Below are 2,621 nucleotides of genomic sequence, written 5' to 3' on the forward strand. Positions count from 1 at the left end.
GCCAGGCCCTGCTGGACGAAGGGGCGCTCTTGACCTGCATGACGTACGTGGACCTGAACCCGGTGCGCGCGGGCATCGCCAAGAGCCTGGAGGGCTCGGACTTCACCTCGATCCAGGAGCGGCTGCGGCAGGCAGCGCAGCGGGAGGCCAAAGCAAGCAGGGACGCGGGCGCGAGCAAGCCCAAGCCCAAGGCCCCCAAGCGCAAGGCTCGCCGCCGCCGCTCGAAGCTAGCGGAGCTGCTGCCGTTTCAGTCTCCGGTGGCGCCCGAGGTAGCTAGCCCCCGGGATGGCCGTGATCGCGAACCTATTCCGATGCTGTTCGACGACTACGAGCAGCTGGTGCGTCACACGGGTCAAGCGATCCGCACGGATCAACGCGGCGTGCTCCCCGAAGAGCTGGCCCCGCTGGTCGAGCGAGCAGGGCTGAATGCCGAGACGTTCGTCGGCTCGGTGCAGCAATACGCCCGCACGTTCTTCGGGATGGTGGGGCAGGTCGAGCGCATCCGACTGGAAGGTGCCCGCCGGGGCCAGCAGCACGTCAAGGGCGTCCGGGCGGCCAGCCATCTCTACGCGCGCAACGCCGCCTGAGCGAGCCACTCGCCGGCCGCGATGCTCTCTAGTGGGGCAGCCGTGAACACGAGTGGAGCGCCCGGAACTGGGCACCACTTGCTCCAAACGCGGACGCCGCCTTGTGGGCCCCGCTTGCCCCGCCCGTCGGACCCGTGACCCTCCCAACAGACACGTGTCGGGCTCGCCTGAGCTGACATTATAATGGATGTGCTTGAGGATGCTCTCTCCTCAGGATGCTCAAGGAGTGCTTACCATGATCGATGTCCTGCCTTGTGTAGAAGTCAGTCCCGACGCCAAGCCGGCCGGGACGGTTATCTGGCTGCACGGTCTGGGAGCCGATGGCCATGACTTTGAGCCCCTGGTTCCGATCCTGGAGCTACCGCAGATCCGGTTTGTCTTTCCGCACGCAGCGCAGATCCCGGTCACCATCAACGGCGGCGCGGTCATGCCTGCATGGTATGACATTCGCACGTTCGATTTCGGCACCGAGCGCGAAAACGCAGAGCAAATCCGAGCCTCTGCCTTGAAGATCGAAGCCCTGATCGCTCGCGAGAACGACCGGGATATTCCCGCGGCGAAGGTCGTGTTGGCCGGGTTCAGCCAAGGGGGCGCGATGGCGCTGCACGTAGGGTCGCGCTACTCCGTGGCGCTGCGAGGCTTGATGATACTGAGCGCGTACCTGGTCATGGCGGACGACTTCGTTGCTGAAGCAGCTTCCGCGAATCGGCAGACGCCGGCTCTGTTTTGCCACGGGCGCCACGATCCGGTAGTGCCCATGCGCGGCGGCCGTCATGCGCACGATGCCGCAGGACAACTCGATCCTAGCCGGCCGATCGAGTGGCACGAGTTTCCGATGGGGCACGAAGTCTGCCCCGACGAAATCGGCGTCATCAAGCGCTGGCTCCACGAGCGCTATCGCTAGCGGACCCGACGTTTTGTGCAAAGCCAACCGCGCCGCCGTCGCCGGTCGCGGAGTGTGCCTTTCGTTGGGTCAGGCCGATGACGAAAGCCGCCCAGAAAGCCGCCTTTCCCCCCGGTCACCGGACGGCATGCCCACGAAGGAATTCTTGGTGAGCTTACCCATCAGGTTGCCAAGCACGGCAAAGAGCAGGCCAAGCCCGGCTGCCAGCGCTTGATGCATGGCTGCGTGACCCGCGTTGTGCCGTGACTGCGGGTTCGAGCGGTTGGTCGGCTTCATTTGCGGTTAGCCGGCAGTCGGTGCCGAGTACAGATCGCGAAGATCGTGCCAGCTTGTGCCCGGTGCGGAACGAAGGCCGCGGGGCCTGTTGCGTACGAACAGGCGTGAGTGCAGGGTGTGCCCGCTCGGATTGGGGAAGGCCGCGAGCTTGCGTGCGAGCAGCCGCTCGAGGGCCACCGCGGACCGGACCGTACCCCACTTGCACTCGCCGAGGTCGGTTCTGCCGTCGTCACGGATGCCGACGACATCGATCTGTACCTGCTTGTTCCAGAACTCGCCGACCTCGAAGCGTCCGTTCACGCCTTCGCTCTGATAGATCGCCGGCAGCTGCTGGCGGCACAGAAGCTCGAAGCAGTAGCCAAAGTAGGCGTCGAGCTCGGGGGCGACGTAGTGGCGGTAGGCATCGCGTGGGCCGTGGCGGAGGATTGCGCTCTGGTTGGGGAAAATGAATCGGAACCAGAAGCGCAAGAGCGCATCGCCCAACACGAAGCGGACGCTGCGGGTGGGTGGACGGCCGCCCAGTCGAGAGAGCGGGTAGCTCTTGGTGATGTAGCCGAGCTCGTTCAGGGTTTCTGTGTAGTAGTGCACGCTGCCACGCGGGACTTGCGTCCGAGACGCGATCGCGACCAGCGTGTTGGCGCCTGAAGCTACCGAGGCAAGCACCGCGTGGTACTTCTCAAGATCACGAAGCTCTTCACGCAGCAGGAAGTCGGGCTCACGGAACAGCGGAGCAAACTCCGACAATATCGTGGCTTGGAGGTTCTGCCGAATCGAAAGCTCCGGATCAAGGGCTCGATGGTATTGCGCAACGCCGCCACAGAAGAAGTATGCGCTGGCCTGGTCGGTGCGCGACC

The 2,621-nt window shown here is 64.8% G+C and carries 4 protein-coding genes; 2 read left to right on the forward strand and 2 right to left on the reverse strand.

The features are described 5' to 3' along the window. Positions 1-587: transposase (locus tag MJD61_15635; GenBank protein ID MCG8556698.1), on the forward strand; the 587-nt coding region annotated here is incomplete at its 5' end. A 235-nt stretch (positions 588-822) separates the two neighbouring features. Beyond that, complete coding sequence (locus MJD61_15640; protein MCG8556699.1) at positions 823-1,491, forward strand: alpha/beta hydrolase; 669 nt, start codon at positions 823-825, stop codon at positions 1,489-1,491. Positions 1,492-1,560: 69 nt separating this feature from the next. On the opposite strand, the gene MJD61_15645 is transcribed toward MJD61_15640, so the two are convergent. Next, on the reverse strand, positions 1,561-1,767 hold the full coding sequence (locus MJD61_15645; protein ID MCG8556700.1) for a hypothetical protein: 207 nt from the start codon (positions 1,765-1,767) through the stop codon (positions 1,561-1,563). A gap of 6 nt (positions 1,768-1,773) precedes the next feature. Continuing rightward, a partial coding sequence (locus MJD61_15650; GenBank protein ID MCG8556701.1) for a helix-turn-helix domain-containing protein occupies positions 1,774-2,621 on the reverse strand: 848 nt, incomplete at its 5' end.

This window comes from Pseudomonadota bacterium, assembly GCA_022361155.1.
Lineage (GTDB): Bacteria > Myxococcota_A > Polyangia > Polyangiales > JAKSBK01 > JAKSBK01.

Coding starts and splice junctions, on each gene's coding strand:
- MJD61_15640 (MCG8556699.1), top strand. CDS start 823: ATGATCGATGTCCTGCCTTGTGTAGAAGTCAGTCCCGACGCCAAGCCG.
- MJD61_15645 (MCG8556700.1), bottom strand. CDS start 1,767: ATGAAGCCGACCAACCGCTCGAACCCGCAGTCACGGCACAACGCGGGT.